This is a genomic window from Streptomyces sp. NPDC056361 (genome assembly GCF_042262805.1).
Classification (GTDB): Bacteria; Actinomycetota; Actinomycetes; order Streptomycetales; family Streptomycetaceae; genus Streptomyces.
The window spans coordinates 1-26,871 of sequence record NZ_JBHJQI010000068.1; the positions used below are offsets into that span (position 1 = coordinate 1).

The 26,871-nt window shown below is 74.2% G+C and carries 21 protein-coding genes; 11 read left to right on the forward strand and 10 right to left on the reverse strand.

The annotated features are described in order from the left end of the window. Nucleotides 1-50 precede the first annotated feature (50 nt). The 4 genes from ACFCY7_RS22290 to ACFCY7_RS22305 all read right to left on the reverse strand — a co-directional run bounded on the left by ACFCY7_RS22290 (nt 51) and on the right by ACFCY7_RS22305 (nt 5,236). Complete coding sequence (locus ACFCY7_RS22290) at nt 51-1,448, reverse strand: APC family permease (RefSeq protein WP_376487630.1); 1,398 nt, start codon at nt 1,446-1,448, stop codon at nt 51-53. Nucleotides 1,449-1,925: 477 nt separating this feature from the next. Further along, nucleotides 1,926-2,051 (reverse strand): hypothetical protein, encoded by a 126-nt coding sequence (locus ACFCY7_RS22295; protein WP_376487631.1) that lies wholly within the window; start codon nt 2,049-2,051, stop codon nt 1,926-1,928. Nucleotides 2,052-2,110: 59 nt separating this feature from the next. Next, nucleotides 2,111-4,936: a class IV lanthionine synthetase LanL gene (gene lanL, locus ACFCY7_RS22300; RefSeq protein ID WP_376487632.1), complete on the reverse strand. Its 2,826-nt coding sequence runs from the start codon at nt 4,934-4,936 to the stop codon at nt 2,111-2,113. Nucleotides 4,937-5,077: 141 nt separating this feature from the next. Further along, nucleotides 5,078-5,236: a hypothetical protein gene (locus tag ACFCY7_RS22305; protein WP_376487634.1), complete on the reverse strand. Its 159-nt coding sequence runs from the start codon at nt 5,234-5,236 to the stop codon at nt 5,078-5,080. 218 nt (nt 5,237-5,454) lie between these two features. Here ACFCY7_RS22305 and ACFCY7_RS22310 point away from each other — a divergent pair, with 218 nt between their 5' ends. Further along, a complete protein-coding gene (locus ACFCY7_RS22310) occupies nt 5,455-6,486 on the forward strand; it encodes a hypothetical protein (protein WP_376487636.1) in 1,032 nt (343 codons plus the stop codon). Nucleotides 6,487-6,503: 17 nt separating this feature from the next. Here ACFCY7_RS22310 and ACFCY7_RS22315 read toward each other — a convergent pair whose 3' ends face one another. The 3 genes from ACFCY7_RS22315 to ACFCY7_RS22325 are packed head-to-tail and all read right to left on the reverse strand — an operon-like array spanning nt 6,504 to nt 9,014. Further along, nucleotides 6,504-7,676 carry an oxygenase MpaB family protein gene (locus ACFCY7_RS22315; protein WP_376487637.1) on the reverse strand — a complete coding sequence of 391 codons (1,173 nt, stop codon included), beginning with the start codon at nt 7,674-7,676 and terminating at the stop codon, nt 6,504-6,506. Nucleotides 7,677-7,696: 20 nt separating this feature from the next. Then, a complete protein-coding gene (locus ACFCY7_RS22320; RefSeq protein WP_376487638.1) occupies nt 7,697-8,743 on the reverse strand; it encodes a polyprenyl synthetase family protein in 1,047 nt (348 codons plus the stop codon). Beyond that, on the reverse strand, nt 8,736-9,014 hold the full coding sequence (locus tag ACFCY7_RS22325) for a polyprenyl synthetase (protein WP_376487640.1): 279 nt from the start codon (nt 9,012-9,014) through the stop codon (nt 8,736-8,738). The genes ACFCY7_RS22320 and ACFCY7_RS22325 overlap by 8 nt, the downstream gene beginning before the upstream one ends. A gap of 251 nt (nt 9,015-9,265) precedes the next feature. Here ACFCY7_RS22325 and ACFCY7_RS22330 point away from each other — a divergent pair, with 251 nt between their 5' ends. The 7 genes from ACFCY7_RS22330 (at nt 9,266) to ACFCY7_RS22360 (ending at nt 18,123) form a co-directional block, all read left to right on the forward strand. After that, nucleotides 9,266-10,153 (forward strand): serine protease, encoded by an 888-nt coding sequence (locus ACFCY7_RS22330; protein ID WP_376487641.1) that lies wholly within the window; start codon nt 9,266-9,268, stop codon nt 10,151-10,153. A 155-nt stretch (nt 10,154-10,308) separates the two neighbouring features. Further along, on the forward strand, nt 10,309-10,653 hold the full coding sequence (locus tag ACFCY7_RS22335; protein ID WP_376487642.1) for an SCO0607 family lipoprotein: 345 nt from the start codon (nt 10,309-10,311) through the stop codon (nt 10,651-10,653). Nucleotides 10,654-10,823: 170 nt separating this feature from the next. Further along, nucleotides 10,824-11,813: an alpha/beta hydrolase gene (locus tag ACFCY7_RS22340; protein ID WP_376487644.1), complete on the forward strand. Its 990-nt coding sequence runs from the start codon at nt 10,824-10,826 to the stop codon at nt 11,811-11,813. 65 nt (nt 11,814-11,878) lie between these two features. Continuing rightward, nucleotides 11,879-13,390, forward strand: a complete 1,512-nt coding sequence (locus ACFCY7_RS22345) for a peptidoglycan DD-metalloendopeptidase family protein (protein ID WP_376487645.1) — start codon at nt 11,879-11,881, stop codon at nt 13,388-13,390. A gap of 27 nt (nt 13,391-13,417) precedes the next feature. Then, entirely contained in the window at nt 13,418-15,451 is a 2,034-nt protein-coding gene (locus ACFCY7_RS22350; protein WP_376487647.1) for a family 43 glycosylhydrolase, read from the forward strand. 441 nt (nt 15,452-15,892) lie between these two features. Next, on the forward strand, nt 15,893-16,702 hold the full coding sequence (locus tag ACFCY7_RS22355; protein WP_376487648.1) for a serine/threonine protein kinase: 810 nt from the start codon (nt 15,893-15,895) through the stop codon (nt 16,700-16,702). Further along, the gene (locus ACFCY7_RS22360; RefSeq protein WP_376487650.1) at nt 16,699-18,123 is read left to right on the forward strand and encodes a serine/threonine-protein kinase; all 1,425 of its coding nucleotides are present in this window, start codon (nt 16,699-16,701) and stop codon (nt 18,121-18,123) included. Before ACFCY7_RS22355 ends, ACFCY7_RS22360 begins: the two co-directional genes overlap by 4 nt. A gap of 98 nt (nt 18,124-18,221) precedes the next feature. Here the strand turns inward: ACFCY7_RS22360 and ACFCY7_RS22365 are convergent, their stop codons facing one another. Next, nucleotides 18,222-19,883 carry a peptidase M23 gene (locus ACFCY7_RS22365; protein WP_376487652.1) on the reverse strand — a complete coding sequence of 554 codons (1,662 nt, stop codon included), beginning with the start codon at nt 19,881-19,883 and terminating at the stop codon, nt 18,222-18,224. Between the two features lie 373 nt (nt 19,884-20,256). On the opposite strand from ACFCY7_RS22365, the gene ACFCY7_RS22370 reads away from it, so the two are divergent. Together ACFCY7_RS22370 and ACFCY7_RS22375 are read left to right on the forward strand one after the other, a co-directional pair. Continuing rightward, a complete protein-coding gene (locus tag ACFCY7_RS22370; RefSeq protein ID WP_376487654.1) occupies nt 20,257-20,865 on the forward strand; it encodes an RNA polymerase sigma factor in 609 nt (202 codons plus the stop codon). Then, entirely contained in the window at nt 20,853-21,227 is a 375-nt protein-coding gene (locus ACFCY7_RS22375) for a hypothetical protein (protein WP_376487656.1), read from the forward strand. Before ACFCY7_RS22370 ends, ACFCY7_RS22375 begins: the two co-directional genes overlap by 13 nt. Before the next feature lie 7 nt (nt 21,228-21,234). On the opposite strand, the gene ACFCY7_RS22380 is transcribed toward ACFCY7_RS22375, so the two are convergent. Continuing rightward, nucleotides 21,235-21,804, reverse strand: coding sequence for a HutD family protein (locus ACFCY7_RS22380; protein WP_376487658.1), 570 nt, complete (start codon nt 21,802-21,804; stop codon nt 21,235-21,237). A 446-nt stretch (nt 21,805-22,250) separates the two neighbouring features. Here ACFCY7_RS22380 and ACFCY7_RS22385 point away from each other — a divergent pair, with 446 nt between their 5' ends. Beyond that, a complete protein-coding gene (locus ACFCY7_RS22385; protein WP_376487660.1) occupies nt 22,251-25,610 on the forward strand; it encodes a S8 family serine peptidase in 3,360 nt (1,119 codons plus the stop codon). 98 nt (nt 25,611-25,708) lie between these two features. Here the strand turns inward: ACFCY7_RS22385 and ACFCY7_RS22390 are convergent, their stop codons facing one another. Continuing rightward, nucleotides 25,709-26,737 carry a LacI family DNA-binding transcriptional regulator gene (locus ACFCY7_RS22390; protein WP_376487662.1) on the reverse strand — a complete coding sequence of 343 codons (1,029 nt, stop codon included), beginning with the start codon at nt 26,735-26,737 and terminating at the stop codon, nt 25,709-25,711. Nucleotides 26,738-26,871 lie beyond the last annotated feature (134 nt).

Here is a 26,871-nt window from a genome sequence, read left to right on the forward strand (position 1 = left end):
GGGCGGTGGTGTACCGCCCCGGCCCCCGGGTGGGACGTCGGGCCGGAGGATCAGGCCTGCTCGTCCTCGGGGATGCTGACCAGCCAGCGGGTGTCCTTGCGCGGCCGCAGGTACAGGGCCCAGTAGAGGGTGGCGACCGCCGTGATGCCGCCGGTCCACAGCAGGTACTCGGTCTCCTGCATGGAGAGGACGTACGCGAGGACGCCGATGAGCAGCAGCGGGACGGCCGGCCACAGCGGCATGCGCCAGGCGGCGACCTCGCGGTGCGCGCCCCGGCGGCTGAACAGTGCCGCCACCGCGACCAGCAGGTACATGCCGGTGACGGAGACGCCGGTGACGCCGTAGAGGGTGTCGAGGTTGACGAAGCACAGGGCCGCGCCGGGCACGCCGACGAGCAGGGTCGCGACCCACGGGGAGCCGAAGCGGCCCAGTCGGGACAGGGCGTTGTTGACGGGCTCGGGCCAGGCCTTGTCGCGGGCGGAGGCGAACAGGACGCGGGAGTTCTGGATGACCATCACGATGCCGGCGTTGACGATGGCCAGCGCGACGCAGAGGCTGATGAAGGTGCCGACGGCGGAGTTGGACCAGGCCGCGATCATGCCGCTGATGTCGCCGCCGGTGAGGGTCTCCAGGTCGCCCGCGCCCAGGGTGATGGCCACGACGGGCACGAGGATCACGACGGTGGAGATGGCCAGGGTGGCGAGCACGGTGCGGGCCACGCTCTTGCGCGGGTTCTCCAGTTCCTCGGAGAGGTAGACGGCCGTCGAGAAGCCCTGGGTGATGAAGAGGGCGATGGCGAGGCCGGAGACCACCATGGCGCCGGTGACGAGCGAGTGCGTGCCGCCCTCGCCGGCGACCTGGCCGTGGACGAGGGCGCCGACACCGCGCTCCGAGTGGGCGAAGCCCAGGACGGCGACGATGCCGGCCGCGACGACCTCCAGGACGAGGAAGATGCCGGTGATCCAGGCGTTGGCGCGCAGGTCGAGCAGGCCCGCGAGGGTCGCGAGGAGCATCACGCCGGCGCCGGCGATCGGGGCCGGGATGTGGACCAGGGGTGCCAGGTAGTCGGCGGTCCCCATGGCGATCACCGGGGGCACGATCATCACGACCAGCAGGGAGAGGACGAACACCAGCCAGCCGGCCAGGCGGCCCGCCAGGGTGGAGACGATGGCGTACTCGCCGCCCGCGCTGGGGATGAGGGTGCCCAGCTCGGAGTAGCAGAACGCCACGCCGATACAGAGCAGCGAGCCGATCGCGATGGTCAGCGCGGCGTAGGTGCCGACTCCGTCGAACAGGTCGGGTACGACCACGAACAACGTGGAGGCGGGGGTCACGCACGACAGCGTGAGCAGGGTGCCGCCCACGACACCGATGGAACGCTTGAGCTTCTGCGGCACGGGGCCGGTCGGCGGGGCCAACGCGTGCGGCGCGCTGAGGGTGTCGGTCATCAGACGGTTCCGATCGGTGAGCAAAGTGTTTCCGAGCGGGAGCGGTATCGCCTCCGAGGCGGCCGGTGATCAGGTGGGTCCGTGGCTCCCGGGCTGAATGGAAGCGCGGGCAGAACCGCAGGTCAATGGCATACCTGCTGCGGAATCCGTTGTTCCGACACGCTTGCGGGGAGCCCCGGGGCGCTAAGAACGCGTCAAGACGGCGGAATCGCTCCGTACGGGAACCGCAGCCCGCCCACCCGGAATTTTCCCGCGCTTTACCGCCGGTCCGGGGGATGGACACCCGGCCGGAGCCGCGCCGGGGCCGCATCGGGCCGGCGACGCGCACGACACAGCCACCTCACCGGGAAACCGGAAGCACCGGGGAACCGGAAAGAGAGGACCGGGAACCGGGAACCGGAAAGAGGGGACCGGCCGGCGCAGGCGGTCCCCTCCCCGGGCGGCCATGGGGGTGCGCCGCCCGTTCACCGGATTTCGTCAGCAGCCGCTGGTGAGCCAGCGGCAGGCGGTGATCAGCGCGGCGGCGTGCTCCTCGCCGCGGGCGTCCTCGGTGCGGGTCTCCTCCGGCAGGACCTGCAGGGCATCGATGTCGTACTCCGTCATGACGGTCTCCTTCTACGGTTGCTTCGACGGGATGCCGGTGGCCGGCGGCCACCGGACACTCAGGGGTGCGCCGGTCCGCCCTCGGGCAGCCAGGCGCGCGGGCCTCCGCACCTCATGCGCAGCAGCAGGGAGAGGCTGCCGGCGAGGCCGGTGGCGTATTCGGCGAGGACGGTCCTGCGGTTCTCGTCGGGCACCAGGAGGCGCCCGTCGCGCAGCACGGCCTGCGCGGCGAGGTGCTCGACGAGCAGCTCGGCGGCGGCGCGGTGGCTCTCGTCGCCCGTGCGGACGGCGGCGTCGAGCAGGAACTCGGCGTTGCCGGCGAGCCCGTGGCAGGTGGCGGGCGAGTCGGTCGCCCTGCCCGCCCGTACCGCGAGGGCCGCTCCGTCCACCAGGTCGCGCAGGGTCTTGTCGGTCCCGCCGGTGGCCGCCCAGAGCCTGACCAGGAAGGTCCCGACGCCGGACGAACCGCTGCACCAGTGCCGCGCCAGTTCCGGGGAGTCCGCCAGGTGGCGGGCCCTGTCGACGGGCCAGAGCGCGCCCGCCGCTCCACTGCGGGCCGCGGCGGCGAGGGTGGCTCCCGCCTCGGCGGCGGCTTCGCGGAACCGGTCGTTCCCGGTGGCCTCCGCCGCGAGCAGCAGGAACGTGCCGACCCCTGCCACGCCGTGCGCGAAGCCGTAGTGCCAGGCGCCCGCGAGCGCCGACCCGAAGTCCTCCGGGACCGGCCAGAACACCCCCTCGGGGGTGCGCCTGGCAGCGCCGAGGAGCCCCTCCGCAACCTGCTCGGCGCGGTCCAGGAACCGCGGATCGCCGGTGGTGCGCCAGAAGTGGAGCTGGGTCAGACCCGACCCGGCCGCTCCGTGGCACACGTCCGGGTTGGGCCAGCGGACCGGAAGGCCCAGGGCCAGCCCGACGGCCCGGTCCGCCAGTCCGGTGTCGTCCAGCACCCGCGCGGCGTCGAGCAGCGCCCACGCCGTGCCCGAGCGGCCGAAGTGCAGCCCTGGCAGGTCGCCCGGCAGCGCGTCCTGCCGGTCTGCGGTCCAGCGGGCGGCGGCACGCAGGCCCTCGGCGAGCGCCTCCCGGGTCACGGCCGGCGCACCCGCGCCCCCGCGGGCCCCGGCGGCGCCGAACGGCCCGCCCGTCCCGGCATCCCACTGCCCCAGCGCCCGGGCGAGCAGCGCGACACCACCCGCCGAGCCGTGCTGGACGGCCACCGGGTCGCAGGTCTCGCCGAAGCTGTCCGAGGGCCACAGCCGCTCGGCGTCGTCCGGCCTCATGGTGGCGAGCAGATGCCCGACGCCGTCGTGCAGGAGGCGCGCACGCGTGGCTTCCGCGTCCGGATCCGCCTCCGCGACCACATCCGTGGCCGCGTCCGCCACCGATACCGCCATCGCCACCGCCACCACCGACGTCTCTGACGTCACCGAGCCCACCGAGCCCATCGCAACGAACTCCCCTGCCCGCTCCAGCGTCCAGCGGTCCTCGGCGCGGTCCCGCATGAGCCCCCGGATCAGGGGCGAGAAGCGCCGTACGAGCGCGTGGTCGCGGGCCAGCAGGTCGACCAGGACCGCGAGGCGGTCCTCGTCCGGTCGGGCCGTGTCGCGCGGCAGGTCGTCGGCGAAGAGCGGGTCGGCGCCGCTGAGGGCGTGCAGGACGGTGGCGCCGAGGGCGTAGAGGTCGGCGGTCGGCGGCAGGGCGGGCGCCACCTGGTCGGCGGCGCGCAGCTCGGGCGCGGTGTAGCCGGGGGTGGCGCCGAGGACCCAGCGGTCGCCCTGCCTGGCCGCCATCTCCAGGTCGATGAGGACGAGCCGGCCCTCGGGCGTGACCATCACGTTGTTGGGGTTGAAGTCGTGGAGCGTGACGCCCAGTTCGTGGGCGGTGGTGACGAGGGCGACGAGCTGGCGGACCAGGGAGTCGGCCGTACGGTCGTCGGGGCAACCGCTGCCGTCGCGGGCGAGCCGCTCGGCGACGGTGCGCCGCAGGGTCGCCCCGGGCACCGAGGCGGTGGCCAGGAACACGCTCCCTTGCTGCTCGAACACGGCTACCACGCCTGGCACTTGACCAGTCCGCACGTCGCCGAACCGTTCGAGCAGCGCGGCCTCGCGGCGCAGCAGGTCCCGGACGTCGAGGCCTTCGAGGCCGGCTCCCACGTGGGGCCGTGCCTGCTTCACGACGACCTGGTCGCCGGTGCGGGTGTCCTCGGCGCGGAACACCCCGCCCTTGTTGGAGTGCTGGATCGCGCCCCGTACGAGGAAGCGGTCGCCGAGCAGGACGGGCTTGGCCGTGGCCGTGCTGCGGGCCGGGGCGGCGGGGCGGTCGGGGAAGGGTTCTCCGGCCCAGGCCGGCGGGCTGAACCAGGCGTTGCGCTCGTCGGCGACCGGCCGCCCGTCGGGGTCGGTGAGGCGGGCGGCGAAGCCGCCGTCGGCCGTCAGCTCACGGACGCCCTTGAACACGCCGTACCGGTAGAAGACCTGGCTGTCGGGGCCGTAGCGCCGGTCGGAGAGGACCGCGGGACCGGGCAATCCCAGGGTGGCCCGGTGCAGTTCCTCGGCGAGCGTCCTGAACCGGTCGTCGTCGGCCGGGTACACGGTGAGGAACTTGCCGCCGCCGCCCCGCGCGAAGCGGCCGGACACCAGCGCGGCCACCCGGGCGGGACTCCCCGCGAACTTGAAGGCCGCGCGGTGGGCGACGAGCACCTCGGCGCAGCGGGCCAGGACGAGCGGCGCCGAGAGCGGGGTGGCGGGGACGTGGAGCTTCCATCCCTGGGCCCGTCCGACGGTCGCGCCGGGAACGACGTGGCACCAGAACTCGCCCTGTTCTACGCCCCATCGCACCCGCCGCGGCCCCGCCGGGGATCCGGTCTCCTCCGTCTCGCTCCGTGCGATCACGGCCCGCACGATGTCGGGCAGCAGCGCGAGGTCCGCGGAGCTCTCGGCGCGCGGGCGACGGGGCCCGGGGCCTGTGGGTGACGGGTTCCCGGTGGGTGACGGCACGTTCTTCGGCCCTGTGGTCGACACGTTGCCCGGCCCTCAGAGGACGGGCCGGACGTACTCGTCGCCCCAGCTGGTGTCGAGGAGGTCCGCCGCGACCGTCCGCGTCGTCTCCGGTGCGCCGTCCGCCGCGGCGACGGCGGAGCCGCCGGCGAGGAGGACCGTGAGGAGAAGCAGACAGCGGACGGCAACGGACATGGTGCGACTCCTGGTTCGGGAGGGGGACGGCGGGCGGGAACATCCGCGTCTGGCGGGTTCACGCCGAATGTCGGCCTGATGGGGTTTCCCGCGGCCCGACACCTCCAGTTGATCCCGGCGAGCCCGCTTGGTCCAGCGCCATGACCTGGCAATACCCTGCATGGCACGGAAGTAGCAGGGCCGCATCACGGGGGAAACGCGTGACTATTGGGATCGATGTGGACGGAATACCTCGCCTGGACCCGAGGGACGTCGCCGTCTTCGCGTACGCGCTGGAGCGCGGCGGCCTCACCCGCCGGTCGCCCGACGTGCCCGCGGACCTCGGGCTGAGCCCGGAGGACGTCGAGGCGGCCTGCGGCACCCTGGAGCGGCTCCGCCTCCTCAGGCCGGCGCCCGGCAGTCCCGGGGAGCTGATCCCGGTCAGCCCGGACGCCGCCGCGGCCGAGGTCGTCGGCCCGCTGGAGGCGGAGCTGGCGCGGGCCGGCGCGCGGGCCCAGTCCGTCCGGGACGAACTGCACGCCCTGATGCCGCGCTACCGCGCCGCCCGGCGCGAGCAGGGCCGCAGGGAGGGCTTCGACGTGCTGCCCGACATGGCGTCCGCGTCCGCGATGCTCACCGAGGAGTCGGCGCGCTGCCGGGAGGAGGTCTTCAGCATCCAGCCGGGCGGCGGGCGGGCGGCGCACCGCCTCGGCGACGCCGTCGAGCGGGACGTGGCGATGCTGCGCCGGGGTGTGCGCATGCGGACGCTCTACCAGCACTCGGCCCGGGCCAGCCTGTCGACCCAGGGGTACGTGGAGCGGCTCACCGAGGCCGGTGCCGAGTACCGCACGGCCGCCGAACTGCCGGACCGGGCCGTGGTCTTCGACCGCTCGGTGGCCTTCCTCCCCCGCCGCGCCGACGGCGGCACGGGCGAGGGCGCGGTGCTCGTCCGCGACCCCGACGTGGTGGCGTACCTGTGCCGGGTCTTCGAGCAGCACTGGTCGGGGGCCGCACCGTTCCGGGGCGCCAGTGAGGCCGCGTACAAGGAGGTCGGGCCGAGCCTGCGGCGTGCGCTGGTGGGGCTCCTCGCGCAGGGCGCGAAGGACGAGGTGATCGCCCGGCGGATGGGGATGTCGCTGCGCACCTGCCGCCGGCACATCGCGGAACTCCTGGAGGAGTTGGGGGCGGAGAGCCGTTTCCAGGGCGGCGCGCTCGCGGAGCGCGCGGGGCTCACCGGGACGGACGCGACGGCGGACGCGTCCGCCGGCTGACGCCCGCCCCGGTCGTGTCAGTGCGTCACCGTGGGGACGGTGGCGGACGGCGGTGTCCACCGGCCGTTGCGGGACGGTCCTGACGGAACGCCGTAGTCCTTCCTGAGGTGTTCGGGGATGGCGTAGTGCATGACGCGGCCGCGGGTGAGGGAGGACAGTTCGAGGACGGTGGTGAGGTGGCCGAGCCGGTCCAGCGCCCAGGAGCCCAGCGGGGAGCGGTCCTCGATGGTCTCCAGGACGCCGAGGAGGTGGGGGACGGCCTTGACGACGGTGTCCCAGCGGGTGCGGGGCACGTCGAGCCAGTCGGCGCAGGTGTCGCCGACGAGGTAGCGGATGAGGGACGAGACGATCGGGTCGAAGAAGGTGCCGGGCACGACCTCCTCGTACAGGTCGATCAGCTGCCGGGTGAGGTGGGCGCCCTCCGGCGAGGGCCCCATGTGCCGGATCATGTACAGGTCGAGGAACCGGCGGGCCTCTTCGAGGGTCTTGGGCACGGCCTCCTGGTCGACGCCGAGCATGGCGCCGACGACGCGCCAGGCGTAGTAGTAGGCGTCCGCTCCCTCCGTCGACATGTGGATGCCGAGGCGGTGCAGGCTGTCGAGGACGAGCATCGAGAAGAACATCTGCCCGCCGATCATGTCCTCCTGGCAGATCGGCACCCCCAGCGACGCGGTGTCCCAGCGGTTCTCGCGCTTGAGGTGGTGGCGGATGGAGGCGTGGAGGAGGCGGACCTTCTGGGCGGCGGGGATGAAGCGGCTGCCGGCCTCGAAGGCGTCGGGCTGCATCAGGTGGACGGTGAACTGGCCCGTCTCCGCCATGCGCTTGGAGGGGTACTCCAGGCCGTGCGTCGCCGACAGCAGTTGCGCCACGTGCGGGACGACGTAGCAGGCGGGCATGGAGGCGAAGGAGAGGGCGGTGGAGATGTGGACGTTGTTGTCGATGAAGAACAGCCGGGCCTTCTCCATCTCGCCCCAGTCGACCCACGCCGGCGGGGCGGCGGTGGTTTCGAGGTACTCGCGGGCGACGTCGGGGAGCCCGTCCGGCAGTGGGGAGCCGGCGGTGGACACGTACCGCATGAGGGTGTTGAACGTGCCCACCTCGCCGCGCTCGAAGAGGGTGGCGACGGTGGCGTCGGCGAGTTCGTCGCCGCTCTGCCGCAGGGCGTCCATCGACGCCTCGGTGTAGGTCATGGCGGGTTCCTCGTTCTGCGTCAGTAGCGGCGGACCGCGGCCGAGTGGGCCAGGGCGGTGAGCGCGGCGGCGGGGGCCTGGGGCAGGTTCAGTTCGCCGAGGGCGCGCAGGGCCTCGTCGACCCGTGCGGTGATCATGGCCTCGACGCGTTCGGGTGCGCGGAGGCGCCGCATCAGCGCGCGTACGGCCTCCGGCGCGTCCGGGTCGGGCCGGCCGAGGAGGTCGCGGAGCAGGCCGCGGTCCTCGGCTCCGGCGAGCCGCCAGGTCTCGGCGAGCAGGGCCGTCGGGCGGCGGCCGCGCACGTCGTCGGCGTCGGCCTTGCCGGTGGTCCCCTCGTCCCCGAACAGGCCGAGCAGGTCGTCCCGCAGCTGGAAGGCCTCGCCCAGCGGCAGGCCGTAGGCGGAGTACCCCTCGCGCATCCGTCGGCCGGCGCCGGCCAGGGCGCCGCCGATCAGCAGCGGCTGCTCGACGGTGTACTTGGCGGTCTTGTAGCGGATCACCTTCAGCGAGGCCTCCGTGTCCGGGGCGGCTCCGGTGTGGAGGATCTCCAGGCACTCGCCCGCGATCAGGTCCCGGGCGAGTGCGGCCCAGAGGGGGCGGGCCCGGCCGAGGTAGGCGGCGGGCAGGCCGCTGGTGACGAACAGCTGCCCGGCGAGCGACATGAGGAGGTCCCCGACGAGCATCGCGAGGGACCTGGCTCCGGCGGAGACCCGCGGGTGGTGGGCCACGGCGTCGCGCAGGGCCACGTGCGCGGTGGGCCGGCCGTGGCGCAGGGGGCTGTCGTCGATGAGGTCGTCGTGCACGACGGCGGCCGCGTGCACGAGTTCCATGGACGCGGCCGCGCACACGAGGGCGTCGCTGTCGGGCTGCCCGACCGCTCGCCAGCCCCAGTAGCAGAACGCCGCCCGCAGCCTCTTGCCGTCCGCGACGGCCGCCTCCAGCTGCTCGGCGACCGGGCCGAGCGCCGGGTCGACCGCCGCCAGTCGGTCGGCCTCCTCGGCCGTGTACCGCCGCACGACCTCGTCGACGCGGGCCTTGAAGGCGGCCGCGTCCCACCGCTCAGCCACCGTCGGCGGCCCGTCGGGCGAGCGCGTGCCGGGCGAGGACCTCCAGGTGGGCGGGCGGCGGTGCCGCGTACTTGTCGAGCACGAGGCGTCCGCGGGCCTCCAGGTCCCGCTCGGCATCGGCCGCGACCTCGGCGGCGTCCGACCGCCTCAGCAGCCCCCGTACGATCCCGAACCCCGTTCCCAGCGCGTCCACGGCAAGGTCGGCGAGACCCGCCGCCACCAGTACCACGCGCTCGTCCAGGCCCTCGCGGGATCCCGATTCCTGTGTCACGCCCACTCCCCCACCCGCGGCCGTGCCGCGGTCTCGGCATCGATCGCCTCCAACCTCGCACCGGGCGGGCGGGGGGACCGGCGGAACTCACCAACGAGTGATCGACTCGGGCGGGATTGACGATCACCGTCGCATCTCGGCCTTCTCCTCCAACTTGCGATGCCCTCTTGCCCGTTGGCCTCTTCCTTCTCAGAATGCTCATGACAACCGAAGGATTTTCGGCTGTACGGTCCTCAGAGGGGAACCCCCACATGAACAAGCCTCTCGCCGGCGCCCTGCTCGCCCTGCTCCTGGCAGGCGCGGCGGCGGCCCCCGCCGCGGCGTCCGCACCCCGGGAAGCCGTCGCGCAGGCCCCGGCCCCCACCACCCGGGTCCAGGCCCCGGCCACCACCGCCCAGGCCGCGGTCACCGTCGACTTCGCGGGAACGGTCGCGCTCAGCAACTGCTCCGGCTCCCTCGTCCGCGCGCCCGGCTCCCTGCCGAGCGACCCCGCCCTGGTGCTCTCCAACGGCCACTGCCTGGAGACCGGCTTCCCGGCGGCCGGCGAGGTCGTCAAGGACCAGCGGTCCACCCGCTCGTTCTCGCTGCTCAACTCGGCCGGCACCAAGGTCGCGACCCTGCGGGCCAGCAAGATCGCGTACGCCACGATGACCGACACGGACATGTCGGTCTACCAGGTCACCAAGACCTACGCGCAGATCCAGAGCCAGTACGGCATCAACGCCCTGACCCTCGACGACGCCCACCCGGTGCAGGGTTCGTCGATCAAGGTGGTCTCCGGCTACTGGAAGCGGATCTACAGCTGCGACGTCGACGGCTTCGTCTACCGCCTCAAGGAGGGCGGCTGGACCTGGAAGGACTCGGTCCGCTACACCTCGTCGTGCAACACGATCGGCGGCACCTCCGGCTCGCCCGTGATCGACACGACCACCGGCCGGGTCGTCGCCGTCAACAACACGGGCAACGAGAGCGGCGCGAGCTGCACCGTCAACAACCCGTGCGAGGTCGACCAGAACGGCACCGTGACCGTCCGCCAGGGCATCAACTACGCCCAGCAGACCTACACGCTCGTCCCCTGCATCGGCCCCGGGAACGTGATCGACCTCAACCGCGCCGGCTGCGCCCTGCCCAAGCCGTGACCCCCGGCCCCACCGGCCGCCCGCCCCGGGCGTCCGCTGGGGCCGCCCGCCCGCTCACCCCGGTACGACCCGCGACCGGGGTGAGTACGCGTACTCATCACGGGCCCCTCTCCCCCCGCAAGACTGTGCGGACCAGCGAGAGAGGCCACCGATCCATGCAGCAGACCCGACGCCCCCGACCGTCCCGCCGCCCTGCCGACGGCACGCCCGCCCGACGCGCCCTCCCCGGCCTCGCCGCCGGAACCCTGGCGGCGGCCCTCCTCCTGACGGGCTGCGCGGGCCAGGAGCGCGTCTGCGGCTCCGGCCGCTACCCCGTCAAGGCCGTCGGCAACACCGACGGCCAGGACTGCGCGGCCGACGGCCAGGAACCCCCGCAGGGCTACGTCCGCTACCCGGCCGGCATGGTCCCCGAGTACGTCGGCGACCGGTGGGACCGCCACTGGGGCACCATCGTGGTGGACGCCGAGGGCCGCCCGGTGGAGCCCGCGCACACCCCGTAGGGAGTGCCGAACCGATCGGGCCGACCCGCGCCCGACCGGTCGGCAGGGGCCCCTAGCCGACGCGCCCCCGCCTGTCAGTCCGCAACCTTCCGGGGTCTCCCGGGGCCCCTCGCGTTGCTACCGTCCAGGCCTGCCTGACACTCCGTCACGCACGCGACCTGGAGGCCACGTTGAGCGCGCAGCACCCCACTCGCAGGAACATCCTCAAGACCGCAGGGGGCCTCTCGGCCGCCATGGCGCTGGGCGCCGGAGGCGTCCTGGGGTCGGCCGCCCCGGCCTCCGCCGCCGGCGACGGCTTCGGCCTGCGGATCGTGGACCGCAACGAGGCCGACGCACGCATGTGGTACTACCGCTTCCAGACGGACGCGATCGGCTGGAACCCCGGCGTCAACGTGCTCCTGCCCGACGACTACCACTGGAGCGGACGCACGTACCCGGTGCTCTACCTGTTCCACGGCGGCGGCAACGACCAGGACTTCATCACGTTCGACCGCGAGGGCGTCCGCGACTGGACGGCGGGCAAGCCGCTCATCGTCGTCATGCCCGACGGCGGGCACGCGGGCTGGTACTCCAACCCCGTGAGCTCCAACGTCGGCCCGCGGAACTGGGAGCACTTCCACATCGCGCAGCTGCTCCCGTGGGTCGAGGCCAACTTCCGCACCTTCGCCGAGTACGACGGCCGCGCCGTGTCCGGCTTCTCGATGGGCGGCTTCGGCGCGCTGAAGTACGCCGCCAAGTACTACGGCCACTTCGCCTCGGTCAGCGCCCACTCCGGCCCGGCCAGCCTGCGCCGGGACAACGGCCTCGTCGGCCACTGGGCCAACGCCAGCTCGGCGGCCCTCGACCTGAACGGCGGCACGATCTACGGCGCGCCGTTCTGGGACGAGGCCCGGGTCAGCGCGGACAACCCGGTGCAGCGGATCGAGAGCTACCGCAACAAGCGCGTCTTCCTGGTGGCCGGCACCAGCCCGGACCCGATCAACTGGTTCGACACCGCCAACGAGACCCAGGTCCTCGCCGGACAGCGGGAGTTCCGCTCCCTCCTCGGCAACGCGGGCATCCCGCACGAGTGGTACGAGCTGCCCGGCGGCCACTTCGTCCGCCACGACATGATGCGGCGCGACATCGACGGCATCATCGACCGCCTCCGCAAGGCGTGAACGGCATCCGCCGCGCACCGCGTCCGGCCCGCCCGTCCCGAGACGACCAAGGGGAGGAGCGACCCGTGCTTCCCGGACTTTCGCGCCGCGCGCTGACCCGTGTCCTGGCGGCGGCGACCGCCCTGCTGCCGGTGCTGGCGGCCGCGACCCCGGCCACCGCCGGGGCCACCGGCCCCACCAGGGCCTGCCCGACCACCGGTTTCGTCAGCCAGCCCTTCCACGCCGGACACAACGGCGTGGACATCGCCGCCGACGTCGGCACGCCGATCCACGCCGTGGACGACGGCGAGGTGACCATCTCCGGGTACACCGGCGACTACGGCCAGTGGATCCGCGTCCGGCACCCGGACGGCAGGACCTCCGAGTACGGGCACATGTCCCGCCGGGACGTGTCGGTCGGCGACCACGTCACGGCCGGTCAGCAGATCGCGCTGGTGGGCGCCGAGGGCAACGCGGACGGCCCCCACCTCCACCTGCGGATCTGGGGAGACCTGTCGTACTCGTACGGCATCGACCCCGAGGTGTACCTCGCGGAGGGCGGCGTGACCCTGCCCTGCGTCCCGGGCAGCGGCCCGCGGCCCACACCCCTGGTGCATCCGGCGGAGTCGGGCCGGGTGGTGTCGGCCCGTTCCGCGGACGGCCGCCTGGAGGTGTTCTCGGCGGGCGCGGACGGCGTCCACCACGCCTGGCAGCGGGAGGCCAACCGCGACTGGTCGGAGTGGGAGCCGCTCGGCGGGCCCCGGAACGCCCAACTCGCCGTCGCGCCCAACGCGGACGGCCGCCTGGAGATGTTCGCGATCGACGGGAGCACCTTCCGGCACCGCTACCAGCTCTCGCCGTCGGGCGGATGGTCCGGCTGGGAGGACTTCGGCGGCGGCGGACGCGACATCGCGGCCGGTGTGAACGCCGACGGCCGCATCGAGGTCTTCGCGTCGGGACCGGTCGGCGTGTTCCACCGCTACCAACTGGCCCCGAACGGCGGCTGGTCGGCCTGGGAGCCGACGGGCGGCGGCCCCGCGGACAGCCGCGTCGAGATGGAGAAGTCGCCCGACGGCCGCCTCGAGGTGTTCGCCCTCAACGACACCTCCTTCCGACACCTGTACCAGACGGCCCCGAACGGCGGCTGGTCCGCGTGGGACGACTTCGGCGGCGGCGGTCACGACCTCACCGTCGACCACAACGCCGACGGCAGGATCGAGGTCTTCGCCTCGGGCCCGGTCGGCGTCTTCCACAAGTACCAGACGGGTCCCTCCGGTTGGTCCGGGTGGGAGGCCACCGGCGGCCCCGCGGACGCGCAGCTCAGCAGCGAGCGCACGGCCGACGGCCGCGTCGAGGTCTTCGCCATGAACGGCGACACGGCCGTGCACACCTGGCAGACCGGGGTCAACGCGCCCTACGGCCCGTGGGAGCCGTTCGGCGGGGGCGGCACCGAGGTCACCGCCGCCTCCAACGCCGACGGCCGCATCGAGGTCTTCGGCACCAGCCGCACCGGCACCTACCACATCTGGCAGACCGGCTTCGCCACCTGGTCCCCCTGGGGCTGGGTCAACGGCACCCCGAGCCCCGCCCTCGACTGACGGCCGACAGGCCCCCTGGAGAGACCCATGCTTCCGCTCAGCAGAAGGAACCTGCTCCGGGGTGCCGCCGTCGGCGCGGGCGCGCTCTCGATCCCCGGAGCCGCCCGCGCCGCGGCCGCGGCCGCCGGGTCCGTGCCGCCCGCCCGGTGGATCGGCGCGGGGCCCTTCGCCCGCGTGTACGACCCGTCCACGCCCGCCGGACCGCGCTACCTCAACGACCACACGCTGATCGAGGCGCGGGGCCGCTGGCACCTGTTCGCCATCGTCGGGGACGGCGCACCGCGCGGGGAGTCCCCGGACAGCACGGCGGAGATCTCCTTCGCCCACGCGTCGGCGCCGGACCCGAACGGCCCCTGGACCACCCACGCCGACGCGCTCACCGTCGATCCGTCCTACTTCGGCGAGGAGCACCTCTGGGCCCCGCACGTCGTCGAGGCGGGCGGCAGGTACTGGATGTTCTACGCCGCCGGCGGGGGGAACGGCGCCGCGATCAACCTGGCCACCTCGACCGACCTGTCCACCTGGACCCGCGAGCCGTCGGGCCCGCTGTTCCGGGGGCTCGCGGCGCGCGACCCCATGGTCCTGCGGATCGGCGGCGAGTGGGTCATGTACTACACCGAGCTCTCGGGCCCCGGCGGCCACCACGTCGTCGCCTGCCGCCGGTCCGCCGACCTGGTGCGCTGGAGCGAGCCGGTCGTGGTGTTCGCCGACGCGAGCACGGACACGACGGTCTCGGTCACCGAGTCCCCGTACGTCGTCGAACGGGACGGCTGGTACTACCTGTTCATCGGGCCGCGCAACGGCTACGAGGGCACGGACGTGCTGGCGTCGCGGGACCCGTTCCGCTTCGACCTGACCGGCGCCGCGGGCCACGTTCCCGGCCACGCGGTGGAGGTCTTCGCCGTCGGGGAGACCTGGTACGCGAGCGCCGCGGGCTGGTTCGAGCAGGGTCTCCACCTGGCGCCGCTGCAGTGGCGGGACACGCCGCCGCCGTGGCAGAGCCCGGACGACCCGGTGGCGGGCCTGGACGTCGGAGGCCGCCTCACCGTGTTCGCCCTCGACGCCGCCGACCGCTCGATGCTGCGGCGCGTGCAGCTCGCGCCGGACACCGACACCTGGTCGGAGTGGGAGGTCTTCGGAGGGCCCGCCGGCGCCGTTCCCACCCTGGGGCGCGACACCGACGGCAGGTTGGAGGTGTTCTCGCTCGCCCCCGGCGGGGTGAACCTGCACCACCGCGTCCAGCGCGCGGACGGCGGCTGGAACGACTGGGAGGAGTTCGGCGGCCCGGCCGGCGCGGCCCCCGCCGTCGCCCGCGACGCCGCCGGCCGGCTCGAGGTGTTCGCGTCGAGCCCCGGCGCGGCCTCCTTCGCACGGCGGCGGCAGTCGTGGCCCGGTTCGACGGCCTGGGAGCCGTGGGAGGCCGGCTTCGGCGGGGCCGCGGGCGCTCCCCCGGTCGTCGCGGCCAACGCCGACGGCCGCCTGGAGGTGTTCGTCCTCGCGGTCGGCGGCACCGGCGTCCGGCACCGCTGGCAGGAGTCGCCCGGTGGCGCGTGGACCGGCGCGTGGCACCCGTTCGGCACCGCGGCCGGTGCCGCGCCGCGGGTCGCCGCGGACGGCAGCGGCCGGCTGACCGTCGCCGCGATCGGGCCGTCCGGCACGGGGACGTTCTTCCGGCGGCAGAGCGTGCCGAGCGGCGGCTGGGACGGATGGCAGCCGCTGTTCGAGTGGAGCGCCGCCGCCCCGGCGCTCGCCGCGAACGCGGACGGCCGCCTGGAGGCGTTCTCCCTCTCCCCGGGCGGCGCCCGGCTCTCGCACCGCTGGCAGCTCTCCCCCGGCGGGAACTGGGCGCCCGGCGGCGAGTTCGGCGAGCCCGGCGTCCGACTCGCTGCCACTCCCTCGGCCGCGCTCGACTCCACCGGACGGCTGCACGTCTTCGCCGTCACGGCCGAAGGCCTCGTACGGACCCGGGTCCAGGCCGTGCCGAGCGGCGGGTGGCGGCCGTGGACGGCCTTCGGCGACCGCAGGGTCGCGCCCGTCGTGTCGGGCAGCCCCGCACTCTGAGTACCGGAGGCGCGGCGCTGCGTACGGATCGCGCCACACAAGGGGCGCCGGGCGGGACCGGGCCGCCCTCACGAACCTCCCGGATCGCCCCTTACCCCCCTCCGCCCTCGGTGACCTTGCCCACCCTGCCCGCGGGTGGCGGTCCCGTGCGCGCCGGGGACGCAAGGGGGTGCGGCTCCGCGCGCCGGGTCGTCGATCGGCGCCGCAGACGGCGGAAATCGACATCAAATCGCCGCCCCGAAACGGCGGACGGGTGGCCTGGGTCACAACACCGGCCGACGGCTCGGGAGATGGGGCGGTGCGCGCGGGGAGGGCCGTGCGAGGACTTCCGCCCACCGTGCCCGGCCCCGGTCGAAGTGGCCGAAGGACGCCGGTGAACTCACGTGACCGGTGAGTATCGTTCCTCGTCCGACAACCGCGACGGGACGGGGAGGGGAAGCGGTGAGCGGCGTAGTCGTCCATCTGCCGCAGGGAAGCGGGGGCACCGACAGCGGCGAACGCCGCGGTGAAGCGGTGACGTTGCGGCTCGGGCCCGGCCAGGTCGCCCGCTTCGGGCGGGGTTCCGCGTCGGCCCCGGTCGAACTCCGGCTCGCCGACCCGGCGATCTCCCGACTGGCCGGGGAGATCCGCGCGACCGACGACCACTGGCAGCTGACGAACCACAGCACCACGCACAGCTATCTGGTGGAGAACCCGGAGGGCGCGGGCGAGTACCTGCGGGTCCCGCCGCGCCGCGTCGGGGCGCCCGTGCCGTTCGAGTTCTCCCGCGTGGTGCTGCCCACCCGAGGTGACCTCACCGTCTCCTTCCAGGTGTTCGCGCCCGACCACGTCTATCTGGACCCGGACGCGACGGGCGGCCCCTGGGGCAGCCGTACGGTCACCGCGTACTCCCTGGACGAGTCGGCCACGTACTTCCTCGTCCTCGTCGCGCTGTGCGAGCCGCGGCTGCGCGACCAGTCCCGGGTGGCGGTCCCCACCACCCCGCAGATCGTCGAGCGCCTGCGGGGACACGGCAGCGCGGGCGCGCCGACCGCGCGGGCGATCAGCTCGCACATCGACTACCTCGCCGAGGAGAAGCTGCGCATCGGCGTCGCCGGCGCCCACGAACCGGGCAAGGGCGACCGCCGCAACGGCAAGCGGGAGGAGATCGTCGGGCTCGCGCTGCGCTTCGGGCTCGTCCGGGAGGAGCACCTCGCGCTGCTGCCGTCCCTGAGCGGGGCCGGTGGGCGGGAGCGGCAGGGCCCGCGATGACGCCGTCGCGCGGCCCCGGCGACACCGCGGAGCACGACCGTGCGGACCTGCTCCCGCCCGGCTACCGGGTGGGCGACTGGGTGGTCACCGGGCTGATCGGGGCCGGGGGCTGGTCCACGGTGTACGCGGCCCGGCCGGCCGAGGGGGACGGGGACGGCTCGGGCCGGCCGCCGGACGGCGCCGACGTGGCCCTCAAGGTCATGCCGACCGCGGGGCTCGCGCCCCGCCAGGCGCGCAGGATCGTGGAGTCCGCCCGCCGCGAGGTCGAACTGGGGCGCAGGGCCGGGCATCCGCGGCTGATCGGCCTCCGGGAGTCGTTCGTCCTCGCCGCGCCGGACCTGCCCGCCGTGGACGGCGCGATCGTGCTGGTCATGGAGCGGGCCGCCGGGAGTCTGCGCGAACTCCTCGACGCGGGGGTGTCCGAGGCCGATCGAGGCCGCCTGGTCGCGGGGATCTGCGAGGGCCTCGCCCACCTCCACCGGTCGGGCTGGGTGCACGCCGACCTCAAGCCGGAGAACGTCCTGCTCGGCCGGGACGGCTCCGTGCGGCTCTCGGACTTCGGCCTCGCCACGGAGCTGACCGGGACGCACGGGTACGTGCCGCCCATGGGCACCCTCGACTACCTCCCGCCGGAGCGCTGGCGGGCGCCGCTCGGCGAGCTCGGCGTGCAGGTCAGGCCGAGCGCCGACATCTGGGCCCTGGGTGTCGTCATCCACGAGGTGTTCGCCTCCGGTGCCTCGCCGTTCCCCGGCGCCACGCCCCTGGCGCGGGGCGCCGCCGTGCAGGAGTACGGCGAGGGGCGTGCGCCGCTGCGCATGGACCTCGCGGTGCCGCCGTTCTGGCGGGAGCTCGCCGCGGACTGCCTGGCCCCGACGCACGCGGCGCGCGCCCCGCACACGGCCGAAAGCCTGCTGGCCCGCATCGACGCCCGGGACGGGGCGCGCGCCACGGGTGTGCGGCGGGCCGGGGGCCGGGCCCGGGCCGCCGTCCTCGCCGCCCTGCTGTGCGGGACCGTCGGCGCGACGCTGTGGTCGGACGCCGTACGGGGGGACCCGGCCGCGCCGCGGGGGCGTGCGGGCCCGGCGGCCGGCACGCTCCGGGTGTTCAACGCGGAGCGTGGGTGCCAGGACCGGGCCGACCGGGACCCGCAGTGCAGTCTGGGCCTGGCGATCGATCCGCGGCGGCCGTACGCCGCGGAGAACGTGGTCCCGACCCGGGTGTGGCACGGCGACCGGCTGGTCGCCGAGTGCCGGCTGTCCGACGGGCAGCCCGTCATCGACGAGGAGGACCTCCAGTCGACCCTGTGGTTCCGGGTCCGGCTCCCCCGCGGCTCGGCCTATCCGGCGGCCTGGCTCCCCGCCGTACGGACCAAGGACCGGCCGTCGCTGCCGGGCTGCCCGCGCCCCGCGGTCGCGCGCTGACCGTACGGAGGGGCCCTCGGGCACGTGCTGACCGTGCGGAGGAGCCCGCGGGCGCGTGCTCCCCGCTCACCCGCGGGCCCCTCGTCGACGTGCGCGCCTCAGTCGATCGCGGGGCCCGCGTCGTTCAGCCAGCCCCAGTTCGCCCAGCTGGAGAAGCCGGTCTGCCAGCGGTGGTAGACGCCGGCGTGGCTGGTGCCGAAGACCTCGATGCGGCCGTCGGCGTTGTTGCCCGCGCCGATCTCGGTGCCGCCGCCGCCGAAGGTCTCCCATTCCGCGTACGAGGCGTTGGGGCCGGTCTGCCAGGCGTGGCTCGCGGTGGTGGCGTTGATGGCGAACACCTCGACCCGGCCGTCGACCGAGCGGGCCGTGGTGAGTTCGGCGTCGGGGATCCCGCCGGTGCCCGTCCAGGCCGACCACGAGGTCGGGCCGGTCTGCCACCGGTGGAAGACACCCGTGGTGTTGGAGGCGAACACCTCGATGCGGCCGTCCTGGTTGTGGCTGACCGCGACGTCGTGTCCGCCGCCGCCGAAGTCCTCCCAGGCGGACCAGCCGCCGTTGACGGCGGACTGGAAGAGGTGTCCGAAGGTCGTGTCGGAGAGCGCGAACACCTCAAGCCGGCCGTCGGGGGCGTTCTCCATCGCCAGCCGGGCGTTCGCCGGCCCGCCGCCGGTGCCCTCCCAGGCGGCCCAGCCGCCGCTGGGCGCCGTCTGCCAGCGGTGGTACACGCCGGTGGCGTTGGAGGCGAAGACCTCGATGCGGCCGTCGGCGTTGGTGCCCGCGGCCAGCCGGTACCCGCCGCCGCCGAAGTTCGCCCAGCCGGACCAGCCCGCGCTGGGCCCGGTCTGCCACATGTGGTCGAACGTGCTGCCCGACAGGGCGAACAGTTCGAGCCGGCCGTCCGCGTTGGACGCCACCGCCAGCTGCGCGCCGCGCGGCCCGCCTTCGAACCGCCACGTCGACCAGCCGCCGTTCACCTCGGTCTGCCACGCGTGGTAGACGCCGTCGGCGCCCGCGGCGAACGCTTCCAGGCGACCGTCCGCCGACCGCCCGGACACCACGCGCCCCGAGCCGTACGGATGCTTGGGGCCGCCGCTCGTACCGGCCCACAGCGCGTTGGCGATGACGGTCGCGTCGCCGGCCTCGACGCCGTACAGGTAGCGCAGGTCCTCCCGGGGCCGCTGGACGTTCCAGCACACGTCCCCGATGGCCTCGTCGTTCCACGAGCCGCCGGGGTACTGCCGTTCCACCTCGTCGAAGAAGGTGTTGGTGGCGTGGACCGGGTCGAGGCGCTCCTCCCGGGTGCCCCACCAGTCCTGCTGCTGGAACAGCCCGAGGCTCGTGTAGTCCACGGCCTGCGCGTAGTTGTTCATGCTGCTCTCCACGATGATCGTGGCGAGGGCGATGGCGGCGGCCCGCGGGTTCAGCCCCCGGTCCTTCACGGCCTGCGTGACCATCCGCGCGCACGAGATCTTGTACGCGTCGAGGTAGCCGGCCATCTTCGCGTGCAGCTGCGGGTTGAGCTGGTCGGCCATGATGCCGTCGGTCGCCGAGGGACCGGCCGGATCGCAGGGCACGGTCGGAATGGCGAACCCCTGCGGGCCGGCGAAGTACCGGGAGACCCCGGCCCGGTCCTTGCCCGGTCCGGGGACCGGCGCGGGGTGGGCCGTGGCGGCCGGCGCGGTCATCCCGATGACCACCGCCCAGACGCCGGCCGCGACGGCCAGTCTGGTGAGCGCGCGGCGTAAGAGATCTCCAGCCATGGCGGGCCTTTCTGTCGCGGATACGGAGGGGACCCGAGGGGCGGTCCGGCGGACGCCGTCGACACGGTAGGGGCGGGCACGCCGGTCGGGGCATCCGGAACGATCCGGAGTGACACGGGGGACGGTCCTCGGTCGACCGCCGGAGCTCCGCCGAAAGAAACCGGGCCCGCGGCGAATCCTCTTCGGGCCCCGCCGCCTCTTATCCGCGTACCGGCCGAGGGGGCCGGCGGAAACGGAAGGACACACCATGATGATCACCGGCATCGTAGTGATCGGAGCCCTGCTCGTGGGCGCGTGCAGCTGGCACTTGACGCGGCGCTACCGGAGCCGGAACTGACGCACCCGCACCGAGCCTTCCGGATACGAGGAACAGATGAACCCACGCTTTCGCTGGCCGGACGAGCAGCTGATCAGGGCCGCTCAGGACGGCGACGTCACCTCGCTCGCCACCGTCGTCATGGAGTCGCAGCCCCATGTGCGCAAGTTCGCCCTGTCGCTGTGCGCCTCCCCGCAGGACGCGGAGGACGCGGCGCAGGAGGCGCTGATCATCCTCTACCGGAAGATCGGCAGCCTGCGCGCCACGGGTGCGCTCGCCTCGTGGATGTTCCGGATCGTGCGCAACGAATGCCTCCGGCAGGTGCGGTTGCTCGTCGCGAGCGGCGACGGGACGCCGGCCGGGCCGGAGGCGGCCGCGGAGCCGTCCGCCGAGGAGGCCGTGCTGCACCGGCTCGAGGTGGCGCGGATCGCGGCGGCCGTCGGCGCGCTCCCCCGCGAGCAGCGGCAGGTCCTGGTCATGCGGGACATCCAGGGGCTGCCCGGCAGGACCGTCGCCCACACGCTCGGTCTGAGCAACTCGGCGATGAAGTCCCGCCTGCACAGGGCGCGCATCGCGCTGCGCCACTCGCTGGCGACGACCGAGCCGGCACCCGTCCGAACCGTCGACCGCACAGTCGAAGGAGACCCGTCATCGTGGACACTCTGAACACCCGGAAACCCGTGAACCCCCCGGAGCCCGCGAAGCCCGTGATGCCCGTGACGCCCGCGCGGGGCGGGGCGGACCTGATCACCGTACGGTCCGAAGCGCCCGCCACGAACTTCGCCAGCAAGTCCGTCCCCCGTCACCTGGCGCGCGGTGCCATCGGCTTCGGTCTGGTCATCGGCTCGATCGCCCTGGTGCCCGTCGCCGGCCCGGTCACCCTGCTCGCGGCCCCGCTGGCGCTGATCGCCTTCCGCGGCTGCCCCACCTGCTGGATGGTCGGCCTGGCGCAGACCGTCTCGCGCGGCCGGCTGGAGCGGCAGTGCGTGGACGGGGTGTGCACGCTCGCCAAGGCTCCGGTCGACTGACCCCGCGTCACCGTACGGGGGCGACGTCCGCCCACAGGGCGGCGGCGCCGGGCGAGAGCGGGGCGACCGCTCGGCCCGGCGCGTCGTCGTCACCGTCCCACCACACGCCCTGGCCCGCGGCCATGACGGGCCCGTCGGCCACCGCCTGCCACTGACCGCTCAGCACGTACAGCACTCCGGCGTGCCCGGCGGTCGGCACGACCGGACCGGTGACCCGGCCGACCCGGGCCGTACGACTGCCCCGCCGCACCATGAGGTTGAGCACCCGGCAGGCGCCGCCCGGCAGTTCGGCGCTCAGCGCGAGGTCGCCGGAGAAGGCGAAGGGCTCGCCCGCCCGGTCCAGGAGCCGGTCGAACGCCCCGGGCGAGATCAGCCGCACGCCGTCGCCCGCCAGCAGGGTGAGCGTCCGGTCGACCCCGGGGAACGCCGAGAACGGCCCGTCCCGGTCGATGTCGGCGACACTCGCGCGCCACACGAAGCCCTCGTCCCCCACCGGCCACGACGTGATCTCCCGGGTGGCTCCCCCGCCGTTGCGCCAGCGGCCGGCCGTCAGGGTCTCGACGTCGAAGGGGTGCATGCGCGGGCTCCTGAACTGGGGAGGGCGGTCCGGGTGCGGAGTCTATGCGGCCCTCCCGGACGGCCCGGTGACCGCACCCGGACGCGGAGCCGTTCCCCTCGGGTCGGAATACGGCCAACAGGAGGCGGCCGCTCCGCCCGCAGGGCCGCCGACCCCCGGAATCCGGGCGGGGGCGGCCCCGAAGCCCCGTCCGGCCCGCCCCGCGTGCGGCGCTGTCGCGGAAGGATCGCCCCGGCATCGCGGTGCCGTCACACCGATGTCGTCGTCCCATCACATTCCGGGGCGCCGGGATGGCCGGAAACCACACGGCGCGGCCCCTCCGGTCCGGACCTGCGTTGATCCGCCTCACATACTGCGCTGACCGGCGGCGGGCGCCCCCGCGCCATCGCCCCGGAATCGACCACTCGACCTCATCCCAAGCTCCTGGGGGAGACTTGCGCGCACATGTGAAGCGAACACGCGCCTTCACCGTCACAGCGGCCGTCTCGGTGGCCCTCGTCGCAGGCATGACCGGCCCCGCGACGGCGATCCACGCGAACGCGGCGACGACACCGGACACCACGCGCCTCGACGGCGACCGGCGGATCCCGCTCGTCACCGGCGACCACGTGACCGTGGACGCCGAGGGCCGGATGGTGGGCTTCGAGCCCGCCAAGGGCCGTGAGCGGATACCCGTACAGGTGCAGCGCACCGGGAACAGAACCCTCGTGGTCCCCGCCGACGCGCAGAACCTGATCGCGACCGGCCGCCTCGACGAGCGGCTCTTCGACCTCGACGTGCTCACCGACCCGCGCCTGCGCAAGAGCCACCGCGCCGGGCTCAAGCTGATCGTGCAGTACGAAGGGGGTGCCGCCGCCGCACGCGCCGAGGTGCGGGCGGCCGGCGACACCCAGGTGCGGCGCACCTTCCCGACGCTCAACGCCGATGCCGTCCGTACGTCCCCGGACGACGTGGCCCGCGTGTGGGAGGCGCTGACCAACGGGCAGAACACCGGCGCGCGCGTCGCCGCCACCGGCATCGCCACGGTGTGGCTGGACGGGGTGCGCGGCGCGCGCCTCGACCGCAGCGTCCGGCAGATCGGCGCCGACAAGGCGTGGGAGTCCGGCTTCGACGGCACGGGCGTGAAGATCGCCGTCCTCGACACCGGCGTCGACAAGACCCACGAGGACCTCCGGACCCAGGTCGTCGGCGAGAAGAACTTCTCCGCCGCCGCCGACGCCGTGGACCGGGTCGGGCACGGCACGCACGTCGCGTCGATCGCCGTCGGCACCGGCGCCAAGTCCGGCGGCCGGTTCAAGGGCGTCGCCCCCGGCGCCAAGGTGATCAGCGGGAAGGTCCTGGACGACGAGGGGTTCGGGGACGACTCCGCCGTCATCGCGGGCATGGAGTGGGCCGCCGCCGAAGGCGCGGACGTCGTCAACCTCAGCCTCGGCGGCCCCGACAGCCCCGGCGTCGACCCGCTGGAGGCGACGGTCGACCGGCTGACCGCCGAGAAGGGCATCCTGTTCGCCATCGCGGCGGGCAACGAGGGCGAGACCGGCCCGTCGTCCGTGGGTTCCCCGGGCAGTGCGGACTCCGCGCTGACCGTCGGCGCCGTGGACTGGAACGACAAGCTGGCCCCGTTCTCCAGCACCGGCCCGCGCGTCGGCGACGGAGCCGTCAAGCCGGACGTGACCGCGCCCGGCGTCGCCATCACGGCGGCCGCCGCCCCCGGCAGCGCCATCGACACGCGCCCGGGCACGCCGCACCCCGCTCCGGGCTACCTCCAGATCGACGGCACCTCCATGGCCACCCCGCACGTCGCGGGCGCCGCCGCCCTCCTGAAGCAGCGGCACCCCGACTGGAAGTCCGCCGAGCTCAAGGGCGCGCTGACCGGTTCGGCCAAGGGCGGCGCCTACACCGCCTTCCAGCAGGGCACGGGCCGCATCCAGGTCGACCAGGCGCTGAAGGTGAACGTCGTCGCCGAGCCGGTGTCGCTGAACTACGGCACGGCGCTCTGGCCGCACGACGACGACAAGCCCGTCACCAAGAAGATCGCGTACCGCAACCTCGGGGACACGAACGTCACCCTGGACCTGTCGGTGTCCACCCTCGACCCGTCGGGCAAGCCCGCCCCGGCCGGCTTCTTCTCGCTCGGCTCCTCGAAGGTGACCGTGCCCGCCGGCGGCACCGCCGAGGTCGACCTCGTCGCCGACACCGGCGTCGGCGAGGCCGACGGCACCTACTCGGGCTACGTCACCGCCACCGGCGCGGGCCAGTCCGTCCGCACGGCCGCAGTGGCGGTACGGGAGGCGGAGTCGTACGACCTCACCCTCCGGACCCTCGGCCGTGACGGCGCCGACGCCCAGAACTTCGCCACCACGCTGACCGGCGTCGGCGGTCCCGCGGCGAACTTCCAGGCCCGTGTCGACAACGAGCCCGGCGCCCACACGATCCGGGTGCCCAAGGGGTCGTACACGCTGAACACGGCCGTCTACCAGGACCCGTCGGACTACACGGCGGGCACCGACTGGATCGCCCAGCCGAAGCTGGAGATCACCGGCGACACCACGGTCGTCTCCGACGCCCGCACCACCAAGCCGGTGGACCTGACCGTGCCCGGCATCGACAAGGCCGACTTCGCGGGCACGTACTACGAGGTCGACACGACCGGCATCGGCCGCGTCGGCAACGGCTGGGTCCTGCGGGGCTTCACCGGCTTCCGCACCGCCCACATGGGGCCGGCCGTCACCGACGGCTCCCTCCTGCAGACCTGGGACGCGCACTTCGTGAAGGACGCCACCAGCCAGTACTCGGTGGCCTTCGGCGGAAAGACGAACACGGTCGCGACCGGCTACACCAAGCACGTGAAGGCGACCGAGCTGGCCACCCTCAAGGTCGGTCTCGGCGCCTCCGCGCCCGGCAAGACGGCGCTCGCCTCCCCGTACGCCCATCTGCCGGGCGCGCCGGAGGGCAACGGCTTCTCCGCGCCGCAGCCGGCGCCGGGCACGCGCACCTTCTACGTCTCCACCGGAGACGGCGCCAGGTGGCTCACCCGGTACAACCAGCTGGGCGACAAGGACCAGTGGGGCTACCCGGCGTTCGAGGGCGCCTGGGAGATGGTCGCGCCGAAGCGCTACGAGGCCGGCCGGACGTACCGCGAGACCTTCGACACGGGTGTCATGGGCCCGCTCCTGGGTGAGGGCATGGGCGTCTTCCGTACGGTCGACCCGGTGACGGGCGTGCAGCAGATCGTCGGCGCCGTGCCGCTCGCCTCCGACGGCAAGGGGCACGCCGGGAACGTCCCGTACACCTCGTCCACCTCGACGCTGTACCGCGACGGGGTGAAGGTCGCCGAGAGCACCGACCCGCTGAGCGGCTACGAGCCGTTCGCGGTCGACGCCGCCGACGCCGAGTACCGGCTGACGGCGTCCGTGGAGCGCCCGGCGAAGGCGAGCGCGGTCTCCACCCGGATCGAGACCGGCTTCACCTTCCGTTCGCGGCAGGTCGCGGCCACCACGGCGCTTCCGATCTCCACCGTCCGCTTCGCGGCCCCCGTCGACCTGTCCACGCGCGCCCCGGCGGGCCGGACGGTCCTCGTTCCGGTGACCGTGCAGGGCTCGGCGGCCGGCCGGAACCTCAAGTCGCTGACGGTGTCCGTGAGTTACGACGACGGGAAGACCTGGCAGCCGGTTCAGGTGACGAACGGCGCCGTCTCCGTGCGGAACCCGGCGAAGGACAGCGCCGTGTCGCTGTCCGCCGAGGTCACGGACAAGCAGGGCAACACGTCCACGCTGAGGATCCACAACGCGTGGTTCGGCAAGTGACGCGACCCGTGTGAGAACACGGCGACGTGCCGGGAGGCGTTCGAGGACGCCTCCCGGCACGTTCCGTTTGCCGGGAGCCGCCCTACCGGTCCGGTGCCCTACCGGTCCGGCGTGCTGGCCCGTACGACCGGCTCGGCCGGGAGCAGGAGCCCCGCCGCCGGGGCGGTGGCGGTGCCCTCGACCGCGCTGATCAGCCGGTCGACGAGCGCGTGGGCGATGCCGGCCAGGGGCAGGCCCACGCTGGTGAGGGCGGGCTGGAGCAGCGTGCAGAGCGGCAGGTCGTTGAAGCCGGTGACGGCGACGTCGGTGCCGACGGTGAGACCGGCCGCGCGCACCGCCTGGTAGGCGGAGAGGGCGAGCCAGTCGCTCGCGCAGACCAGCGCGGTCGGACGGTCGGATCCCGTGAGGAGGCGCTGGACCGCGTCGGAGAGCGCCGCCGGGTCGTCGTCGGGGACGCCGACCTCGAAGGCGCCGCCGGGGGCGGCCGCCCCGGCCTGGAGGAAGCCGGCCCTGCGGTCGGCGAGCCAGGGCAGGGACGCGGCGGAGTTGACGTAGCAGATCCGGCGGTGTCCCTGGTCGAGCAGGCGACGGACCAGTTCGGCGGTGGCCGCGGCGGAGTCGATGTCCACCCAGTTCTGCGGGCGGCCGGGGGCCGTGCGGCCGAAGGCGACGAACGGGAACCCGGCGTCGGCGAGCACGTCCACCCGGGGGTCGTCGTGGACGACGTCGGAGAGGACGAACCCGTCGACCTGGCGGGCGGCGATCAGCCCGTGGAAGGACTTGGCGACGGCCCCGCCCCCCTGCTGGGGGTCGCAGCGGAACAGCAGGACGCGGTGGCCGACGGCGTCGGCGGCGCTGACCAGCGCCTGGAGGAAGCCGCCCATCAGCGGGTTGGGGTCGGCGGGGTTGTCGGCCGGGGCGGGATAGCCGATGACCTTGCGGGTGCCGGTGCGCAGGCTGCGGGCGGACTGGTCGGGCTGGTAGCCGAGCTCCTCGACGGCGGCGGTGACCCGGGCGAGGGTGGTCGCGCGCAGCCGGTGGGGTGCGTTGAGGGCGTTCGAGACGGTCTGGCGGGACACTCCCGCCGTCCGTGCGACGTCCTCGATGGTCACCTGTCGAGCGGTCATCGTTCCTCTGCGGGCGCTGGTCGGCGGGCGGGCGGGGGCGGGGGGCGGCCGCCCGGCCCCCCCCCCCGCCCTCGACGACGGCACGGGGGTAGTGCGCCCGCCCTCCCGCCTCGTCCAGGGGGGCGCGCGCGGTC